Origin of the sequence: Nocardioides renjunii (assembly GCF_034661175.1) — a bacterium.
Classification (GTDB): domain Bacteria; phylum Actinomycetota; class Actinomycetes; order Propionibacteriales; family Nocardioidaceae; genus Nocardioides; species Nocardioides renjunii.
In genome coordinates this window covers 291,585-308,895 of the sequence record NZ_CP141058.1, presented here as the reverse complement: position 1 = coordinate 308,895, position 17,311 = coordinate 291,585, and the positions used below count along the sequence as shown (strand labels likewise).

The window sequence follows — 17,311 nt, the reverse complement described above, 5'->3', positions numbered from 1 at the left end:
CCGGGCATGGAGCAGCGGACTGATGCGGCCGAGAGCCGCGAGAAGAGCGACGGGCTCGACCCCTTCGAGAGGTTCGTGGAGATCTCGACCAAGCTGATCAGCCGGGCGCCGTTCTTCGCGGTGTGCGTGGCGGTCGTGGTGATCTGGGCCTTCAGCTACCCGCTGTGGACGTCGACCACCAAGTGGGAGCTGGCGATCCACACCTTCGGTGCGGTGCTCTCGCTCCTCCTGCTGGTGCTGCTCGAGAACGCCGGCCGGCGCAACACCGAGGCCATGCAGGAGAAGCTCAACGTGCTGGCCGAGGCGCTCGCCGCGCTGATGGAGTCACGCGCCGCCGACGACCCCGGGCTCGACGAGGCGGTGACCAACCTGCGCGAGGCCGTCGGCCTGGAGGAGCGCCACTCGCTGTGACGTCCAGGGGGCGCGGTCCGGCTCAGCCGGCCAGCAGCCGCAGGGTGGTCTCCCGGTTGGGTGACGTCGTCGGGTCCGTGCCATCGTGGGCGCCGGCCACCGGGTGCACCATCACCTCGTCGACGCCGTACTCCTGCGCCAGCTCCTCGATCCGGGCCCGCGCCTGCTCGGCCGAGCCGACGATCCAGCGCCCCGACATCGCGTGCCCGACGGAGCGCTGGTCCGGGGTCATCTCGACCGCCTCCGCCTCCTCGACGAGCCGCTGCGGGTGGAGCGGGGCGCCGGTGCGGAGTGCGATCATCTGCTGCACGTTGGGCAGCGCCTGGCGGCGCGCCTCCTCCTCGGTCTCGGCGACGACGGCGTTGACGGTGAGGAAGGTGCGGGGCTCCGGGTGCTCCGGGGAGGGCCGGTACGACGACCGGTAGAGGTCGAGCGCGACGCCGGTCCCCTCGCCGGAGAAGTGGTGCGCGAAGACGTACGGCAGGCCCTTCTCCGCCGCGAGGCGGGCGGAGTAGTCCGAGGACCCGAGCAGCCACATCTCGGCGACCGACGTGGCCGCCGGCGTCGCGCGCAGCGGCTGGCGACGCGGCCCGACCTGGAGCTCCACGCCGTCGGTCGACATCAGCGTGCGGATGTCCTCGACGTACTCCGGGAACTTGCTCACGGCCTCGTCGGCCGACTCGGCGCTGCCGCCGCGCAGGACGTACCTGGTGAGCGGGTCGGTGCCGGGCGCGCGGCCGATGCCGAGGTCGATGCGGCCGGGGAAGGCGGCCTCGAGCAGGGCGAACTGCTCGGCGACCACGAGCGGCGCGTGGTTGGGCAGCATCACGCCGCCGGAGCCGACCCGGATCCGCGACGTCGCCGAGGCGAGCATGGCGATCACGACGGGCGGGTTGGTCGCGGCGACGGCCGGCATGTTGTGGTGCTCAGCGACCCAGTAGCGGCGGTAGCCGAGCTCGTCGGCCACCTGCGCCAGGCTGCGGGAGGCGGCCACGGCGTCGCCGGTGGTCTGGTCGCTGCGGACGGGCACGAGGTCGAGGACGGAGAGTGCAGTCACTGCCGACCCAGCGTCGCGGGCGCCCCTCTTATTCCGCGGCAGCGGCGCCGGCGGACGTCACAGCCGGTCCGATTGCCCTCACGTGCACGCGAGGTCCTAGCGTCGTCCCGTGAGCACCGAGACGACCGCCGGCACCGACCGGTCCAGCGAGCGGCTGCTCGCGCCGGCCTACGCCGCCACGACCATCGGCCTGTTCTCCCTCATCGCCTTCGCGGCCTTCGAGTCGATGGCGGTCACCACGATCATGCCGACGGTCGCCCGGGCCCTCGACGGCTTCGACTACTACGCGCTGTCCTTCGCCGCCCCCTTCGCGAGCGGCGTCGTCGGCATGGTCGCCGCGGGGATGTGGGCCGACCGACGCGGACCGCTCCGGCCGCTGCTCGTCTCCCTGGTCACCTTCTCGCTCGGGCTCCTGGTGTGCGGCACGGCGCCGGCGATGGAGGTCTTCGTGCTGGGCCGGATCGTGCAGGGCCTCGGCAGCGGCGCGATGGTCGTGGTCGCGTACGTCCTGGTCGGCCTGGTCTACCCGGCCCGCCTGCAGCCGGCGGTCTTCGCCTCCTTCGCGGCCGCCTGGGTGCTGCCGGCGCTGTTCGGGCCGGGCGTCGCGGCGTTCGTGGCGCACGCGGTCGGGTGGCGGTGGGTCTTCCTCGGCATCGTCGTGCTGGTCGCCGTCGCGGCGGCCCTGGTCACCGGCACGGCCCGGCGGCAGCCGGTGCCCGAGGACCCGGCCAGGGCTCCGCTCGCCCGGCTGGGCTGGGCGGTGCTCGCGGCCGTCGCCGTGCTGGCGCTCGAGCTCGTCGGCTCGGGGACGGGGCTGGTGCTCGTCGCCGCGGCGGGCGCCTTCGTGCTCGTCGTCGTCGGGCTCCGCCCGCTGCTGCCGCCGGGCACGCTGAGGGGCGGGCGCGGGCTGCCGTCGGTCATCGCCACCCGCGGCCTGCTCGCCGCGTCGTTCTTCTGCGCCGAGGCCTACATCGTCTACGTGCTCCAGGAGCGCTGGGACCTCACGCCCGGCCAGGCCGGCATCGCGCTCACCTGTGTCGGCGTCGTCTGGGCGGCCTCGAGCCAGGTGTCGTCGCGCCTCGGCGAGCGCGTCTCGCACGGCGCCGCCCTTCGGTTCGGGACGAGCGTCGTGCTGGTCGGCGTGGGTGCCATCGCGCTGCTGGTCTGGCTGCGAGCCGGAGGTACGGCGGTGCCGGCGGCCGCGCCCGTCGCGGCGTACGTCCTCGCGAGCGTCGGCATGGGCTTCGCCTACCCCCGCACCGGTGTCGCGATGCTCGCCGACACCACCGACGAGGACCGCGGCTTCAACTCCTCGGCGCTCACGGTGGCCGACTCGCTCGGGGCCGCGCTGGCGCTGTCGGTCAGCGGCATCGCGTACGCGACCGCCGAGCGCGCGGGCCAGGACCCGTTCCCGGTGGTCTACGCCCTCGCGGTCGCGATCGGCGTCCTCGGGGTCCTCGCGGCGATCCGGGCGGCCCAGCCGGCCGGCTCGCCGGTCGCCTGACCCGCGCGGGGCTTTGCACCCGGGCTTCGTGCTTCGAGGTCGAGATCTCCACCTGTAGGCAGGGGAGTCACCGGATATCCGGTGGCTCCAGGACGGAAGCGCCACCCCGGCGACACCACCCCGGTGACCCCCCTGCCTCCCCCCTCAACGGCGCCGGAGCGCCGCCTCCACGAGGGCCGGCGGTGCGTAACCCCGGTCCGCCTCGTTGAGCGTGGTCCCCGGCGGGACGATCTCGTCGATCCGGTCGAGCACGTCGGCCGGCAGGACCACCTTCTCGACGCCGAGCTGCGACTCGAGCTGGTCGAGCGTGCGCGGCCCGATGATCGCCGACGACACCGCCGGGTGCGCGAGCACGAACCCGAGGGCGAGGTGGATCATGGACAGGCCGGCCTCGTCGGCGAGCTCCTGCAGCTGGTGGACCGCCTCGAGCTTGACCCGGTTCTCCGGGCTGCTGGGGTCGTGGCGCGCCGGCTGGCGCTTGAGCCGGCTCGAGGTGAGCTGCGGCTCCTCGCCACGGCGATAGCGGCCCGAGAGCCAGCCACCCGCGAGCGGGCTCCACGGCAGCACGCCGAGACCGTACTTCTGCGCCGTCGGGAGGATGTCGCGCTCGACCTCGCGCGCGAGGATCGAGTACGGCGGCTGCTCGGTGACGGGACGTTCGCGCTGGCGCTTCTCGGCCACCCACTGGGCCTCGACGACCTGGGACGGCAGGAACGTGGAGGTGCCGATGTAGCGCACCTTGCCCTGCCGGACGAGGTCGGTCAGCGCGCCCAGCGTCTCGTCGATGTCGACCTCCGGCCGCGGCCGGTGCACCTGGTAGAGGTCGATGTGGTCGGTCTGCAGCCGGCGCAGCGAGTCCTCGACCTCGCGGACGATCCAGCGGCGCGAGTTGCCGGCCCGGTTGGGGTCCTCGTCGTGCATGCTGCCGTGGAACTTCGTCGCCAGGACCACGTCGTCCCGGCTGCCCCTGCGGGCCTGCAGCGCCTTGCCGACGATCTCCTCGGACTCGCCGCGGGCATAGACGTCGGCGGTGTCGATGACGTTGATGCCCGCGTCGAGCGCGCGATGGATGATCGCGATGGACTCGTCGTGGTCGGGATTCCCCCACGCGCCGAACATCATCGCGCCGAGGGTCAGCGGGCTGACCTGGACGCCGGTGCGGCCCAGCGGACGGTAGTGCTCGAACGTCATGCGGTCTCCTGGTGGATCGGGGCGGGCTGGGGTGCGTACTGGCTGGCGGGCCGCTCGAGGCCGAGGTGGTCGCGCAGCGTGCTTCCTGTGTACTCCGTGCGGAACAGGCCGCGGCGGCGCAGGATCGGCACCACCTCCTCGATGAAGACGTCGATGCCCCCCGGCAGCCACGGCGGCATGACGTTGAAGCCGTCGGCCGCACCCTGCTCGGCCCACTCCTGGATGGTGTCGGCCACCTGGTCGGGCGTGCCGGTGACGACGCGGTGCCCGCGCGCGCCGGCGAGCCGGTGGCAGAGCTGGCGCAGGGTCGGCTGCTCGCGGTCGACGATGTCGAGCACGAGCTGGAAGCGGCTGCCCTCGCTGCGCTCGACGTCCGCGTCGATGACCTCGCGCGGGAACGGCCCGTCGAGGTCGTACGACGACAGGTCGACGCCGGTGAGCCGGTGCAGCTGGGCAAGCGAGTACTCCGGCTGCGTGAGGTCGTTGAACTGCTCGTGCAGCTCCTCGGCCTCCCGCGCGGTCGAGCCGATGAACGGGCTGATGCCGGGCAGCACCTTGAGGCCGTGCGGGTCACGGCCCTGTGCCCGGGCGCGGGACTTGATGTCGGTGTAGAACTCCTGCGCCGACCCGAGCGTCTGGTGCGCGGTGAAGATGGCCTCCGCCCAGCGGGCGGCGAAGGACCGGCCGTCCTCCGACGACCCGGCCTGCACGTAGACCGGCCGGCCCTGGGGCGAGCGCGGTGCGTTGAGCGGACCCTTGACCCGGAAGAACCGGCCGACGTGGTCGACGGTGTGGATCTTGTCGGTGTCGGCGAAGAGCCCGCTCTCCCGGTCGGCGACGACCGCGTCGTCCTCCCAGCTGTCCCACAGCTTGGTGATGACCTCGACGTACTCCTCGGCGCGGGCGTAGCGGTCGCGGTGCAGCGGGTGGGCGTCCAGACCGAAGTTGAGCGCCGCGTTGGCCGCGCCCGTCGTCACGATGTTCCAGCCAGCGCGGCCCTTGCTCAGGTGGTCGAGCGCGGCGAACTGGCGCGCGAGGTTGTAGGGCTCGGTGTACGTCGTCGACGCCGTGCCGATCACGCCGATCCGCTCGGTCGCCGCCACGATCGCCGTCATCACGGTGATCGGCTCCAGGCGGAAGCGGGCGGCGTACTTGATGTTCTCCGCCAGCGAGGGGCCGTCGGCGAAGAAGACGGCGTCGAACTTCGCGGCCTCCGCCTTCTGCGCGAGCTCCTGGTAGTAGTCGATGTCCAGGATCCGCTCGGTCTGGCTGTCCGGGTGGCGCCAGGCCGCTTCGTGGTGGCCGTCGGGGTAGATGAACAGGTTGAGGGCGAGCTGCTTGCCGGAGCCGGTCACGAGGCCGCCCTCTCGCCGAGGTCGGCGCGCACCGGCCGGCCGGGCGCGTCGTGGTCGTCCTCGACCCCGAGCTCGGACAGCAGCTGGGCCCGGAGCCGGGCGAAGGCGGGGTCGGCCTGCGAGCGGCGGCCGTCGAGGTCGATCCGGGCGTCGTGGCGCACCACGCCGTCGTCGAGCACGATCACCCGGTCGGCCAGCACGATCGCCTCGTCGACGTCGTGGGTGACCAGCAGCACGGCCGGCTGGTGCACCTCGCAGAGCTTGCGGAGCAGGGTGTGCATCCGGATGCGGGTGAGCGCGTCGAGGGCGCCGAACGGCTCGTCGGCCAGCAGCAGCTGCGGCTCGCGGACCAGCGAGCGGGCCAGCGAGGCACGCTGCTGCTCGCCGCCGGACAGCTCGTGCGGCCAGGCCGTCTCGCGGCCGGCGAGGCCCACCTCGGCGAGCGCGACGGAGCCGCGCTCGGCGGCGTCAGGGACCCGGAGGCCGAGGGTGACGTTGTCGACCAGGCGCTTCCACGGCAGCAGCCGGGAGTCCTGGAAGACGACCGAGACCTTCTCCGGCACCTCGATCCGGCCGGTGCCGGCGACGCCCCGGTCGAGCCCCGCCAGCGAGCGCAGCAGCGTGCTCTTGCCGGAGCCGCTGCGCCCGAGGAGGGCCACGAACTCGCCGGGGGCGATGTCGAGGTCGAGGCCGTTGAGCACGCCCCCGGCCTCGTTGAAGCTGCGGTGCAGGTTGCGGACCCGGACGGCCGGGGTCAGCTCGCGAGCGTGCGACGCCATGACAGTGCCTTCCTTTCGATGAGCCGGACCGCGCTGTCGGCGGTGACGCCGAGGAGCGCGTAGACGACGAGGCCGACGACGATGATGTCGGTCTGCCCGTAGTTGGACGCGAGCGTGATCATGTGGCCGATCCCGCTGGTGGCGTTGATGACCTCGACCACGACCAGGGCCAGCAGCGACGAGGTCACCGCGAACCGCAGGCCGAGGAGGAAGCCGGGCATCGCACCGGGCAGGACCACGTGGCGGATGAACTCCGCGCGGCTCACGTCCAGGGTCTCGGCGAGCTCGGCGTACCTGCCCTCGATCGAGCGCAGGCCGTTGTGGGTGTGGATGTAGATCGGCACGAAGACCGCGAGGGCGATCGTGATCACCTTCATCGGCTCCCCGATGCCCAGCCACAGGATGAGCAGCGGGATCAGCGCCAGCGTCGGGATCGAGCGCTTGACCTGGATGGGGCCGTCGATGAGGACCTCACCGAAGCGGGAGAGCCCGGAGATGAGGGCCAGCACCGCGCCGACGAGGACGCCGAGGCCGAGGCCGAGCGCGGCCCGGATGCCCGACGTCACCAGGCTCTCCTGGAGGCGGCCGTTCTCGATGAGCGTGACGGCGGTGCCCACGACGGTCCACGGCTCGGTCAGGGTGCGCGGGTCGAGCAGCCCGGTGGCCGACCCGACCACCCACGCCAGGAGCAGCAGGGCGATGCCGATGAGGCCGCCGAAGCGGATGGAAGCGCCCGGGCTGAGTCGGCGCCGCACCGGTCGTACGTCCTCCGTGCCGGCCGCGACGACCGGGCGGGACGGGGCGGTCAGGGTCGTCATGACCCCTCCACCGCGGCCTTGATGGCCTTCTCGAACCGGCGGTCGTAGAGCGTCTCCACGTCCAGCGGCTCCTGGTCCTGCGCCTCCACGAGGGTGTCGACGGTCTCCTGGTGGCGGGCGATGAACTCGTCCCAGTCGGTCGGCACGGTGAACTCACCGAGCGCGTCGACGACGTACTGCGCGTCCTCGGGCGAGAGGCCCTCGTGGTCGACGTAGTAGGCCTCGGCGAACTCGTCCGGGTGGTCGGAGATCCACTGCTGGGCCTGCGCCCAGAGGCCGACGTACTCCTTGATGGCGGCGGCCTTGTCGGCGTCCTCGAGGACGGTCGTCGGCGCGTAGAGGGTCCAGGCGTCGTCGCGGACCCCGGGGGCGATGGTGCTGGCGCCGTCGCGCTCGTACTTCGCGAGGTAGGTCTTGACCAGCGTCTGGCCGAGCGGCGCGACGTCGACCTGCTTGCCGGCGAGGGCGACGGAGAAGGCGTCGTCGACGCTCTGCATCTCGACGAACTCGACGTCGTCCTGGGTCAGCCCGGCCTCGCGCAGGACGTTGAGCACGAGCGCACCCTGCGCCTGGCCGGGGCTGTAGGCGATCTTCTTGCCCGCGAGGTCCTCGATCGAGGTCACGTCGACACCGGGCGCGACGCCCAGCTCGTACGTCGGGTGCTCGGCGGGGTCAACGGTCTCGCGGGCGGCGACGATGCGGACGTCGGTGCCGGTCCAGTGGGCGAAGAGCGGCGGGATGTCGGCGACGGAGCCGATGTCGATCGCGTCGGCGCGGAAGGCCTCGAGCGTCTTGGGGCCACCGGTGATGTTGGCCCACTCGACGTCGACGTCGAGCTCGTCGATGAGGCCGGACGTCTCGAGGGCCACCTGCGTGGCGGGGTCGCCGACACGGAGGACGGTGTCCTCCGCGGGGGCGTCGGGCAGCGCGGCGCTGAGCTCGAGCTTGGGTCCGGCCTCTGCTCCACCGCAGGCGGACAGGGTCATCAGGCCGACGGTGGTCAGCACGGCGGCACGGATCAGGGGGCGGCTGGGCCCTCGGCGTGGCATCAGGGGGTTCTCCTTCTCGGGGTGAGGACTCAAAAGTACAGTAACTAACTTGACTAACCGCACTATTGGGTGCGACGAGTTGCCTGTCACCGGTGCGCGGGTGTCAGGCGGAGCGCAGCAGCGGCAGCAGCGAGTCGCCGACCCGGGCGATCTCCTGCTCGTACGGGGTGTCGCTGAGGACGAAGTGGGTGACGCCCAGGTCGGCGTAGCGCCGCAGCGCCTTGGCGACGTCGTCCGGCGAGCCCACCAGCCAGGTCGTCCCCGCACCGCCGCCGCCGACCCGTCCCGGAGCGGTGTAGAGGCAGTCGTCGAGGACGTCGCCCTGCCGGGCGAGGTCCAGCAGGCGCTGCTGGCCGACGGCCACCCGGCGCCCGGGGTCGGCGGTCCACTCGTGCTGGCCCTCGGCCATCGCGGCGACCCTGGCCTCCGCGTCCGCCCAGGCCTCCTCGGTCGTGTCACGCACGAGCGTGGTGATCCGCAGTCCGTACTCCAGCGGCGGCAGGTCGCGGTCGAGCTCGGCGCTCAGCGCGCGCAGGTGGTCGATGCGGGCGGCGACGCCGTCGAGCGGCTCGCCCCAGAAGAGCTGGACGTCCGCCTCGGCCGCCGCGGTCCGCTGGGCGGCCTCCGAGGCGCCGCCGAAGTAGAGCTGGGGGTGCGGGCGACCGGGCCGGGCGACCGGCTTGTGCTCGAGCGTCGCGCCGGTCGCGCGGTAGTACGCACCGTCGACCGTGACGTCGTCCTCGGTCCACAGCCGGCGTACGAGCCGCATGAACTCCCGCGTGCGGGCGTAGCGCTGGGCCTGGTCGCCCTCGTCGTCGCCGTACTGCGGCTGGTGGTCGGGCCCGGAGACGACGTTGACCTTGACCCGGCCACCGCTGAGCTGGTCGAGGGTGGCCGCCGACGACGCGAAGTGGGCCGGCTCCCAGTAGCCGGGGCGGATCGCGATCAGGGGGTTGAACGTCGTCGTGCCGGCCGCGAGCGCCGTGGCGAGGGTGAAGGTGTCGGGACGCTTCCAGCCGGTCCCGATGAGCGCGCCTCCCCACCCGTGGTCCTCGACGGCCCGCGCGAGGGCGGTGAGACGCTGCAGGCTGTTGTGGCCCTCGACCGCCGGGTCCAGCCGGTGGCCCGGCGCCACCTGGTTGGGGATGTACCAGAGGAACTCCATGGAGCGCGACCTTTCTTGCTTTTGTCTAGTGGATTACTAGAGATAGCACACCGCTTGCTGCGCCGCCGTCGGCGCGCCGGGGACCGAGACGACCCGGGCCCGAAGACGGGACCGAATGCGGACGACGGCTGACCTGATGGCGCCCTAGCCTCGATCCATGGACATGAAACTGGAGCTGGTGATGGTGCCCGTGACGGACGTCGACCGGGCCAAGGAGTTCTACGAGAAGGTCGGCTTCAGCGCCGACCACGACCAGGTGGTCAGCGACGACGTGCGGTTCGTGCAGATGACGCCGCCCGGGTCGGCCTGCTCGATCGCCTTCGGCAAGGGGCTGACGCGGCTCGCGCCCGGGTCGCTGGACAACCTCCAGATGGTGGTCGCCGACGCGGACGCCGTACGCGCCGAGCTGGTGGAGCGCGGCATCGAGGTGAGCGAGGTCGACGAGCTCCAGTGGGGCCGCTTCGTCTTCTTCACCGACCCCGACGGCAACGGCTGGTCGCTCCAGCAGCTGCCCGACTGGTCGGCGGGCGCGGGGGGCGACGGCTACCAGGCGTAGGCGGCGGGGGCCGGGATCGGTCCCCGGGCGCGGGCTTCGCACCCGAGTTCCGTGCTTGGTGGTCGAGATCTCTACCTGTAACCCCGGCGGTCACCGGATATCCGGGGACCGCCGGGACGCGGACCGCCCGGCCATGCAGGACGACCCCTCACACCAGCTCGGGCTGCGTCTTCTCCCGCACCTCGTCCTCGGTGACCCCCGGCGCGAGCTCGACGAGCCTGAGCACCCGGTCGCCGGAGGTGCCCGACGGCGCGACCTCGCCGGTCGCCGGGTCGATCACGTCGATGACGGCGAGGTCGGTGATGATCCGCTGCACCACCCGCTTGCCGGTGTAGGGCAGGTCGCACTCGTCGAGGATCTTCAGCGAGCCGTCCTTGGCGGTGTGCTCCATCAGCACGATGACCCGCTTGGCGCCGTGGACCAGGTCCATCGCACCGCCCATGCCCTTGACCATCTTGCCGGGGATCATCCAGTTGGCGATGTCGCCGGCGGCGGAGACCTGCATCGCGCCCAGGATCGCGGCGTCGATCTTGCCGCCGCGGATCATCCCGAACGACTGCGCGGAGTCGAAGAACGACGCGCCCTTGCGCAGCGTCACCGTCTCCTTGCCCGCGTTGATCAGGTCGGGATCCTCCTCGCCCTCGAAGGGGTACGCCCCCACGCCGAGGATGCCGTTCTCCGACTGCAGCACCAGCTCGACGTCGTCGGGGACGTAGTTGGGCACCAGCGTCGGCAGCCCGATCCCGAGGTTGACGTAGGACCCGTCCTGCAGCTCCGAGGCCGCCCGCGCGGCCATCTCCTCGCGTGTCCAGCCCATGTCAGCCTCCCAGTCCGAAGCTCGCCGCGTCGTCCGAACCCTGCACGGGGTCGCCGCCCTGCTGGGGCCGCGGACGCGTGGTGACCTTCTCGATGCGCTTGTCCGCCACCTGCTCCGGGGTCAGCGCGACCACGCGCTGCACGTAGACACCCGGGGTGTGGACGTCGTCGGGGTCGAGCTCGCCCGGCTCGACGAGCTCCTCGACCTCGGCGATCGTCACCCGGCCGCACATCGCGGCGAGCGGGTTGAAGTTGCGCGAGGACCGCCGGTAGACGAGGTTGCCGTGGCGATCGCCCTTCCAGGCCCGCACGAGCCCGAAGTCGGCCACGATGGCCTCCTCGAGGACGTACTCCTTCTCCCCCTCGGCGGTCGAGAAGGTCTTGGTCCCCTTCGGCGGCGAGGCCACGACCACGTTGCCGTCAGTGTCGTACTTCCACGGCAGACCGCCCTCGGCGACCTGCGTGCCGACACCGGTCGCGGTGTAGAAGCCGGGGATCCCGGAGCCGCCGGCCCGCATCCGCTCGGCGAGCGTGCCCTGGGGCGTCAGCTCCACCTCGAGCTCGCCGGAGAGGTACTGCCGGGCGAACTCCTTGTTCTCCCCCACGTAGGAGGAGATCATCCGCCGGATCCGCTTCGCGAACAGGAGCCGACCCAGGCCCCACTCGTCCACGCCGCAGTTGTTGGAGACCGCCTCGAGGTCGGTCGTGCCCGCCTCGAGGATCGCGTCGATGAGCACCGACGGGATGCCGCTCAGCCCGAAACCGCCGACCGCGAGGCGGGCGCCGTCCGGGATGTCGGCCACCGCTTCGGCTGCCGAGGAGACCACTTTGTCCATGTCCGGCACCCTAGCGGCCGTGTGAGGACCGCCACGTCGGGGTACTGGCAGAAACCTCTGTTTGCTATCGAAGGGTTCGCCACATGCGCCGATCGCACATCCTCGGACTCCCCACGGCGGCGGTGCTGCTCGTCACGACCGCGTGCACCGGCACCGGCGGCGGGTCCTCCGACGACGGCGGCGACCCGCAGTCGATCACCTGGCTGATCGAGGAGCCGGAGGACGCGGAGGCGCTCCAGGACCTGAAGGACCACGTCGCGACCTTCACCGAGGAGTCGGGCATCGAGGTGGAGGTCAACTCACTGCCGCTCGACAACATGCGCACGGTCCTGCAGACCCAGCTGCGCTCCGGCGAGGGCCCCGACGTCTTCAGCTGGGGATCGGGCCCGGGCTTCGGCGGAGCACTCGCCGAGGCGGGCCTGCTGCACGACCTCACCCAGGAGTACGAGGACCGCGGCTGGGAGGTCTACGACTTCGCCCGCGACCGGGTCACCTTCGACGGCAAGGTCTACGGCGTGCCGGGCGAGATGGAGACCATCGGGATCTTCTACAACAAGGACGCCCTCGCCGACCTCGGGCTGTCCGAGCCGCAGAGCCTCGAGGACCTCGAGGCCGCCTCCGAGGCGATCGCCGAGGCGGGCACGATCCCCATGGCCGTCGGCGACAAGGAGGGCTGGGAGGGCGGCCACCTGCTGAGCATGGCCCTGTCCAGCACCGCCGGCCCCGAGACGGCGGAGGCCGTCATCACCGGCGAGGAGTCGTGGGACTCCCCCGAGGTGGCCCAGGCCTTCGAGCTGTGGCGTGACTACAACGAGCAGGGCTTCCTCCCGGAGTCCCCCACGTCGGTCGACTACGACACCTCGATCTCGATGTTCTACTCCGGCGAGGCCGCGATGATCCCCACCGGCAGCTGGCTGGTCGGCGAGATCGACGACAACGTCGACTTCGAGGTCGGCTTCATCCCGTTCCCGGCCCCCGACGGTCCCGGTGTCTTCACCGGCGGCCTCGGCTCCGGCCCCTACGTCTCCGCCGGCACCTCCAAGACCGAGGCGGCGGTCGAGTTCGTCGACTTCCTCGCCTCCCCCGAGCACGGCGAGTGGACGGTGGAGAACCTCCACACGATCCCGCCCGTGCCCGTCGACACCGAGGGCCTCGACGTCTCCCCGCTCTTCGCGCAGGTCCTCGAGGACACCGCCACGCTCGGCAGCAGCGGCGAGTTCGGGCAGAACATCGACGTGCTGGTCTCCGACGCCGTCAACGAGGCGATGTACGACGGGTTCCAGGGCGTGCTGACCGGCCAGACCACGCCGGAGGACGCCGCCAGCGGCATGGCGGCCGCGGCGGACCAGTGAGCGGGCCGGCCCCCGCCGCGACGGTCGCGCCACCTCCCGCACCGGCACCGCGCCGTCGCGGTCGGCGCGCCCCGTCCTACGCGTACGTCGCCCCGCCGGCCACCCGGCGCGCGCAGCGGCGGCTCGGCATCGTCTTCGTGCTGCCCCTGGTGGCGATGGTGGCCGTCTTCCTGCTCCTGCCGATGGCCAGCGCCGTCTACTACGTCTTCGTCGACTTCAACGGGATCAACCCGCAGCCGCCGTTCGTCGGGCTCGCCAACATCACCGAGGTCTTCGGCGACCCCGAGGTCTACGACGCACTGTGGAACAACGTCATCTGGATCGTCATCGGCACCCTCGCGCCGCTGCTCCTCGGCCTCGGGCTCGCGCTGCTGCTGACGCAGGTGCGGCGGGGCAGCGTGTTCTACCGCACCGTCTTCTTCGTGCCCTTCGTGCTGCCCCAGGTGGCCGTGGGCGTGGTCTGGGGCTGGATCTACGCGCCGTCGCGCGGCTGGCTCAACAACGTCCTCGAGGCCGTCGGCCTCGACGCCTTCACCACCGGCTGGCTGGGCAACCCCGACACCGCGCTGTACGCCGTCCTCGCGACGGCGGTGTGGTCGCAGGTGGGCTTCGTCTTCGTGATCTTCCTGTCGGCGCTGCGCAACGTCGACGTGGACCTCGTCGACGCGGCGCGGCTCGACGGCGCCAACGGCGCGCAGCGCCTGCGCCACGTCGTCCTCCCGCAGATCATGCCGGTGCTGCTGATGGTCTTCACCATCACGCTGCTCGGCGGGTTCAGCGTCTTCGACATCATCTTCGTGATGACCGGGGGCGGCCCGGCCGGTGCCACCGAGGTGCTCGGCACGTACGCCTACAGCAGCGCGTTCCAGCTCAACCGCATCAGCTACGGCACGACCCTCGCGCTGCTGATCACCGTCATGGCCATCCCGTTCGCGGTGTGGCTCAACCGGCTGCAGCGCCGGACGTCGCTCGAGGGGGGAGCCACGTGAGCCGCGGGGTCCCCCAGGGCCGTCCCCGCACCTCGCGCGCCTGGGCCGGACTGGGCGCCCGCCACCTGGTGCTCGGGATCACCGCGGCGATCATGCTGTTCCCGATCGTGCTCACCGTCTCCACGGCCCTCAAGACGCCGGGCGACGTCAAGGTCAACCCGTTCGGCCTCTTCACGTCGTTCTCCACGGCCAACATCGAGTCGGCGTGGACCACCGGCGACTTCAGCAGCTACGTCCTCAACAGCTTCCTGCTCTCGGTGCCGAGCACCGCGCTGGTCGTCGTGCTGTCCACCCTCGGTGGGTACGCCTTCGCGCGGCTGCCGTTCCCGGGACGCGACCTGGCCTTCTACCTCGTCGTGGTGGGGCTGCTGGTCCCGTTCTTCACCTACATGATCCCGCTCTACTTCCAGCTGCGCGGGATGGGCCTGCTGGACAGCCTGGTGGGGACCAACCTCGTCCTGGCCAGCACCGGGTTGTCGTTCGGCACGTTCTTCATGCGGGCGTTCTACTCCGACCTGCCCACCGAGCTCGAGCAGGCGGCCCGGATGGACGGCGCCTCGGAGTGGCAGATCTTCCTGCGGGTCATGCTGCCGCTCACCACCTCGGCGGTGGGCGCGCTCGCGGTGTTCACGTTCCTGCAGAACTGGAACAACTTCCTCGTGCCGCTGCTCTACATCCCCAGCGGCGAGTACCGGCCCCTCACCACCGGGCTCTACCTGTTCCTCGGCGGGCGCTCGGTCGACATCGGTCCCCTGGCCGCGGGCACCCTCATCACGATCCTGCCCGTGCTGGTCCTCTTCGTGACCATGCAGCGCCAGGTGACCCAGGGCTTCCTGTCCGGTGCCGTCAAGGGGTAGGCACCCGATGGCTACGCTCGACCCGTGACCGCCCACCCCGACCGGACCGTCGACTGGCCGCGCGTGGCGCTCCACGTGGTCACCGGCAAGGGCGGGACCGGCAAGTCGACCGTGGCCGCGGCGCTCGCCCTGGCGCTGGCGTCGTCGGGCCGCAACGTCCTGCTCTGCGAGGTCGAGGGACGCCAGGGCATCGCCCGGATGTTCGACGTCGACCCGCTGCCCTACGAGGAGCGCCGGATCTCCAAGGGCGCACCCGACGCGACCGGACGTGCCGGCCAGGTGCACGCGCTGCACATCGACCCGGAGTCGGCGCTGCTGGAGTACCTCGCGATGTACTACCGGCTCGGCCGGGCGGGCAAGGCGCTCGACCGGTTCGGCGTCATCGACTTCGCGACCACCGTCGCCCCCGGCGTCCGCGACGTGCTCCTCACCGGCAAGGTCTACGAGGCGGTGCAGCGCCCGCGTCGGCCGGAGAAGGGCCGCAACACCGGCGTGCTCACGTACGACGCGGTCGTCCTCGACGCCCCGCCGACCGGCCGGATCTCACAGTTCCTCGGGGTGAACTCCGAGGTCGCTGGCCTCGCCAAGGTGGGCCCGGTGAAGACCCAGGCCGACAAGGTGATGGAGCTGCTGCGCTCCCCGCGCACCGCCGTGCACCTGGTGACGATCCTGGAGGAGATGCCGGTGCAGGAGACGTCCGACGGCATCGCCGAGCTGCGGGCCGCGGGCCTGCCCGTCGGCGGGGTCGTGGTCAACCTGGTCCGCCCGCAGGCGCTCAGCGCGGGTGCGCTGGCTCAGGTGCGCGACGACGCGGTCGACCCGACGGCGGTGATCTCGGACCTCAAGCGCGCCAACGTCGACGTCGACGCGGAGCTGGTGCGGTCCCTGGTCGAGGAGGCGCACGACCACGCCGTACGCCGGCGCCTCGAGGACGGGCAGCGCGAGCTCGTGCTCGCCGAGGGCGTGCCCACCTACGAGCTGCCCCGGCTCGCCTCGGGGATCGACCGGGGCGCGCTCGTCGAGCTGGCCCAGATGCTGCGCAACCAGGGGATGGCATGAGCACCACTCGCACGGCGCAGCACACGGCGCCCGTCCTCGACGTCGACGCCCTGCTCGACGACCGCTCCACCGAGATCATCGTGTGCTGCGGGTCCGGTGGGGTCGGCAAGACCACGACCTCGGCAGCGCTTGCCCTGCGGGCCGCGGAGCGCGGGCGCAAGGTCGTCGTCCTCACGATCGACCCGGCCCGTCGGCTGGCGCAGTCCATGGGGATCGAGCAGCTCGACAACACCCCGCGGCCCGTGCCCGCCGTGGACGCGTCCGCGGGCGGGTCGCTCGACGCGATGATGCTCGACATGAAGCGCACCTTCGACGAGGTCGTCGAGGCGCAGGCCAGCCCGGAGAAGGCCCGGCAGATCCTGGAGAACCCGTTCTACGTCGCCCTGTCGAGCTCGTTCGCCGGGACCCAGGAGTACATGGCGATGGAGAAGCTGGGCCAGCTGCACCGCCAGGCGCTCGCCGACGGCCGGCACGACCTCATCGTGGTCGACACGCCGCCGTCACGCTCGGCGCTCGACTTCCTCGATGCCCCCGAGCGGCTGTCCAGCTTCCTCGACGGACGCCTCATCCGGCTGCTGCTGGCGCCGGCGCGGGGACCCGCCCGGCTGATGAGCGCCGGCTTCTCGATGATCACCGGCGCGCTGACCAAGGTCCTCGGCGGGCACCTGCTGCGCGACGTGCAGACGTTCGTCGCCGCGCTCGACACGCTGTTCGGCGGCTTCCGCCAGCGTGCGGAGAAGACGTTCGCGCTGCTGCAGGCCGACGAGACGGCGTTCCTCGTGGTCGCCTCGCCCGAGCCCGACGCGCTGCGCGAGGCGGCGTACTTCGTGGACCGGCTCACCGACGACGAGATGCCGCTGGCCGGCCTGGTGGTCAACCGCGCCGTCCCGTCGCTGAGCACCGGGCTCTCGGCGGAGGAGGCGATCGCCGCCGCCGACCGGCTGCGGAGCCAGGACTCGTCCTCGCTCACGGCCGGGCTGCTCCAGCTGCACGCCGACCGCGTCCGCATCATCGAGCGCGAGCAGCACCTGCGCGACCGCTTCGCCGCGTCCTACCCGCAGGTGCCGACGGCGGTCGTGCCGGCGATGGCCGGCGACGTCCACGACCTGGCCGGGCTGCGCGCGATCGGCGACAGCCTCGCCCGGACGTAGCCGGGCCGACGGACCGAGCGGCGACGGCAGGCGTCGACGGCTCAGGCGTTGACGGAGGGCGCCTCGACCTTGGTGCGCGCGGTCTCCAGGATGGAGCGCCACGACGAGCCGGGACGGCGGCGGAGCAGCGCACGGCGCTCACGCTCGGTCATGCCGCCCCAGACGCCCCACTCGATCTGGTTGTCCAGAGCCTCGGCCAGGCACTCGGTCCGCACGGGGCAGCCCGCGCACACCTGCTTGGCCTTGTTCTGCTCGGCGCCGCGCACGAAGAGCGCGTCCGGCGTGTCGCCCTTGCAAGCGGCGCGTGATGCCCAGTCCTCGACCCACATAGTCAAAATCCCCACGGTGTGTGTGAGCTGGTCGGCC

Annotated in this window: 18 protein-coding genes; 8 read left to right on the top strand and 10 right to left on the bottom strand. The window is 71.9% G+C overall.

Going from position 1 to position 17,311, the window contains the following annotated elements; translation table 11 throughout:
• Nucleotides 1-6: 6 nt before the first annotated feature.
• Nucleotides 7-411, top strand: coding sequence for a low affinity iron permease family protein (locus tag SHK17_RS01375; RefSeq protein WP_172268950.1), 405 nt, complete (start codon nt 7-9; stop codon nt 409-411).
• Nucleotides 412-433: 22 nt separating this feature from the next.
• Here the strand turns inward: SHK17_RS01375 and SHK17_RS01370 are convergent, their stop codons facing one another.
• Nucleotides 434-1,468 carry an LLM class flavin-dependent oxidoreductase gene (locus SHK17_RS01370; RefSeq protein ID WP_322920823.1) on the bottom strand — a complete coding sequence of 345 codons (1,035 nt, stop codon included), beginning with the start codon at nt 1,466-1,468 and terminating at the stop codon, nt 434-436.
• A 109-nt stretch (nt 1,469-1,577) separates the two neighbouring features.
• Between SHK17_RS01370 and SHK17_RS01365 the strand changes: the two genes are divergently transcribed.
• Nucleotides 1,578-2,972, top strand: coding sequence for an MFS transporter (locus tag SHK17_RS01365; protein ID WP_322920822.1), 1,395 nt, complete (start codon nt 1,578-1,580; stop codon nt 2,970-2,972).
• A gap of 144 nt (nt 2,973-3,116) precedes the next feature.
• On the opposite strand, the gene SHK17_RS01360 is transcribed toward SHK17_RS01365, so the two are convergent.
• The 6 genes from SHK17_RS01360 to SHK17_RS01335 form a co-directional block, all read right to left on the bottom strand.
• Nucleotides 3,117-4,163 carry an aldo/keto reductase gene (locus SHK17_RS01360; RefSeq protein ID WP_322920821.1) on the bottom strand — a complete coding sequence of 349 codons (1,047 nt, stop codon included), beginning with the start codon at nt 4,161-4,163 and terminating at the stop codon, nt 3,117-3,119.
• Nucleotides 4,160-5,518 (bottom strand): LLM class flavin-dependent oxidoreductase, encoded by a 1,359-nt coding sequence (locus tag SHK17_RS01355; RefSeq protein WP_322920820.1) that lies wholly within the window; start codon nt 5,516-5,518, stop codon nt 4,160-4,162. Before SHK17_RS01355 ends, SHK17_RS01360 begins: the two co-directional genes overlap by 4 nt.
• Nucleotides 5,515-6,297, bottom strand: a complete 783-nt coding sequence (locus tag SHK17_RS01350; protein ID WP_172268938.1) for an ABC transporter ATP-binding protein — start codon at nt 6,295-6,297, stop codon at nt 5,515-5,517. The genes SHK17_RS01355 and SHK17_RS01350 overlap by 4 nt, the downstream gene beginning before the upstream one ends.
• Complete coding sequence (locus SHK17_RS01345) at nt 6,273-7,115, bottom strand: ABC transporter permease (RefSeq protein WP_322425739.1); 843 nt, start codon at nt 7,113-7,115, stop codon at nt 6,273-6,275. The genes SHK17_RS01350 and SHK17_RS01345 overlap by 25 nt, the downstream gene beginning before the upstream one ends.
• Entirely contained in the window at nt 7,112-8,164 is a 1,053-nt protein-coding gene (locus tag SHK17_RS01340; RefSeq protein ID WP_172268932.1) for an ABC transporter substrate-binding protein, read from the bottom strand. The genes SHK17_RS01345 and SHK17_RS01340 overlap by 4 nt, the downstream gene beginning before the upstream one ends.
• Before the next feature lie 103 nt (nt 8,165-8,267).
• Complete coding sequence (locus SHK17_RS01335; protein WP_322920819.1) at nt 8,268-9,329, bottom strand: LLM class flavin-dependent oxidoreductase; 1,062 nt, start codon at nt 9,327-9,329, stop codon at nt 8,268-8,270.
• 157 nt (nt 9,330-9,486) lie between these two features.
• On the opposite strand from SHK17_RS01335, the gene SHK17_RS01330 reads away from it, so the two are divergent.
• The gene (locus SHK17_RS01330; protein WP_322425742.1) at nt 9,487-9,885 is read left to right on the top strand and encodes a VOC family protein; all 399 of its coding nucleotides are present in this window, start codon (nt 9,487-9,489) and stop codon (nt 9,883-9,885) included.
• A 148-nt stretch (nt 9,886-10,033) separates the two neighbouring features.
• Here SHK17_RS01330 and SHK17_RS01325 read toward each other — a convergent pair whose 3' ends face one another.
• Both SHK17_RS01325 and SHK17_RS01320 read right to left on the bottom strand, forming a co-directional pair.
• Entirely contained in the window at nt 10,034-10,702 is a 669-nt protein-coding gene (locus SHK17_RS01325) for a 3-oxoacid CoA-transferase subunit B (RefSeq protein ID WP_322425743.1), read from the bottom strand.
• Between the two features lies 1 nt (nt 10,703).
• Complete coding sequence (locus SHK17_RS01320; protein ID WP_322920818.1) at nt 10,704-11,537, bottom strand: CoA transferase subunit A; 834 nt, start codon at nt 11,535-11,537, stop codon at nt 10,704-10,706.
• 83 nt (nt 11,538-11,620) lie between these two features.
• Between SHK17_RS01320 and SHK17_RS01315 the strand changes: the two genes are divergently transcribed.
• From SHK17_RS01315 to SHK17_RS01295, 5 genes are read left to right on the top strand one after another with little or no spacing between them, the layout of a single operon-like run.
• Nucleotides 11,621-12,889 carry an ABC transporter substrate-binding protein gene (locus SHK17_RS01315; protein WP_322920817.1) on the top strand — a complete coding sequence of 423 codons (1,269 nt, stop codon included), beginning with the start codon at nt 11,621-11,623 and terminating at the stop codon, nt 12,887-12,889.
• A complete protein-coding gene (locus SHK17_RS01310) occupies nt 12,886-13,878 on the top strand; it encodes a carbohydrate ABC transporter permease (RefSeq protein ID WP_322425746.1) in 993 nt (330 codons plus the stop codon). The genes SHK17_RS01315 and SHK17_RS01310 overlap by 4 nt, the downstream gene beginning before the upstream one ends.
• Entirely contained in the window at nt 13,875-14,735 is an 861-nt protein-coding gene (locus SHK17_RS01305; RefSeq protein ID WP_322425747.1) for a carbohydrate ABC transporter permease, read from the top strand. The genes SHK17_RS01310 and SHK17_RS01305 overlap by 4 nt, the downstream gene beginning before the upstream one ends.
• A gap of 24 nt (nt 14,736-14,759) precedes the next feature.
• On the top strand, nt 14,760-15,794 hold the full coding sequence (locus SHK17_RS01300) for an ArsA-related P-loop ATPase (RefSeq protein ID WP_322920816.1): 1,035 nt from the start codon (nt 14,760-14,762) through the stop codon (nt 15,792-15,794).
• Entirely contained in the window at nt 15,791-16,945 is a 1,155-nt protein-coding gene (locus SHK17_RS01295) for an ArsA family ATPase (RefSeq protein WP_172268908.1), read from the top strand. The genes SHK17_RS01300 and SHK17_RS01295 overlap by 4 nt, the downstream gene beginning before the upstream one ends.
• Nucleotides 16,946-16,986: 41 nt before the next feature.
• On the opposite strand, the gene SHK17_RS01290 is transcribed toward SHK17_RS01295, so the two are convergent.
• Entirely contained in the window at nt 16,987-17,274 is a 288-nt protein-coding gene (locus tag SHK17_RS01290; RefSeq protein ID WP_172268905.1) for a WhiB family transcriptional regulator, read from the bottom strand.
• Between the last annotated feature and the right edge of the window lie 37 nt (nt 17,275-17,311).

Bases quoted from the DNA above. Each gene is read 5' to 3' on its own strand.
- SHK17_RS01315 (WP_322920817.1), top strand. From the start codon at position 11,621: ATGCGCCGATCGCACATCCTCGGACTCCCCACGGCGGCGGTGCTGCTC.
- SHK17_RS01350 (WP_172268938.1), bottom strand. From the start codon at position 6,297: ATGGCGTCGCACGCTCGCGAGCTGACCCCGGCCGTCCGGGTCCGCAAC.
- SHK17_RS01345 (WP_322425739.1), bottom strand. From the start codon at position 7,115: ATGACGACCCTGACCGCCCCGTCCCGCCCGGTCGTCGCGGCCGGCACG.
- SHK17_RS01320 (WP_322920818.1), bottom strand. From the start codon at position 11,537: ATGGACAAAGTGGTCTCCTCGGCAGCCGAAGCGGTGGCCGACATCCCG.
- SHK17_RS01290 (WP_172268905.1), bottom strand. From the start codon at position 17,274: ATGTGGGTCGAGGACTGGGCATCACGCGCCGCTTGCAAGGGCGACACG.
- SHK17_RS01360 (WP_322920821.1), bottom strand. From the start codon at position 4,163: ATGACGTTCGAGCACTACCGTCCGCTGGGCCGCACCGGCGTCCAGGTC.
- SHK17_RS01295 (WP_172268908.1), top strand. From the start codon at position 15,791: ATGAGCACCACTCGCACGGCGCAGCACACGGCGCCCGTCCTCGACGTC.
- SHK17_RS01340 (WP_172268932.1), bottom strand. From the start codon at position 8,164: ATGCCACGCCGAGGGCCCAGCCGCCCCCTGATCCGTGCCGCCGTGCTG.
- SHK17_RS01330 (WP_322425742.1), top strand. From the start codon at position 9,487: ATGGACATGAAACTGGAGCTGGTGATGGTGCCCGTGACGGACGTCGAC.
- SHK17_RS01375 (WP_172268950.1), top strand. From the start codon at position 7: ATGGAGCAGCGGACTGATGCGGCCGAGAGCCGCGAGAAGAGCGACGGG.
- SHK17_RS01325 (WP_322425743.1), bottom strand. From the start codon at position 10,702: ATGGGCTGGACACGCGAGGAGATGGCCGCGCGGGCGGCCTCGGAGCTG.
- SHK17_RS01335 (WP_322920819.1), bottom strand. From the start codon at position 9,329: ATGGAGTTCCTCTGGTACATCCCCAACCAGGTGGCGCCGGGCCACCGG.